At 51.2% G+C, this 590-nt stretch carries 1 pseudogene; it reads left to right on the forward strand.

The annotated features are described in order from the left end of the window. Positions 1-590, forward strand: a pseudogene (locus tag R7E78_RS28545) (glycerol-3-phosphate 1-O-acyltransferase); the annotation flags it as partial.

The raw sequence follows: 590 nt of genomic DNA on the forward strand, positions 1-590 counted from the left end.
AGCTTGATAGCGAGCTTGATGTGCAGATGATCCCAGCGACCGTACTTTGGGGACGCAAACCAGGTAAAGAAGAGAGCCATCGACCGTACCTGCAACCAATGAATGGGCCACAAAAAGCGAAAGCGGTAATGGCAGCAGGTCGTGACTGTTTGGTGCGCTTTAGCCCGGTGGTTTCACTGCGTTATATGGCGGATTCTCACGGTACAGACAGTGCTATTGCGCACAAATTAGCGCGCGTGGCACGTATCCACTTTTCTCGTCAAAAATTGGCGGCATCAGGTCCAAACCTACCACAACGCCAAGTGCTATTTGCTCGCCTGTTAAAGTCACCTGCAATTGAACAAGCGATTGAAGACGAGGCAAAAAGCAAAGACATTTCGATTGAGAAAGCGCGCAAAGAAGCCCATGACATCATGGATGAAATCGCAGCCGACTTCCCATACGGTCTGGTGAAAAACGGCGATCGCATCCTGAGCTGGCTGTGGACCAAACTATATCAAGGCCTGCACATCAACAACGCTTCGACAGTGCGTCGCTTGGCGCAAGATGGCCATGAGATCGTTTACGTGCCGTGTCACCGTAGTCACATG

The sequence above is a fragment of the Vibrio sp. YT-19(2023) genome (assembly GCF_033337395.1).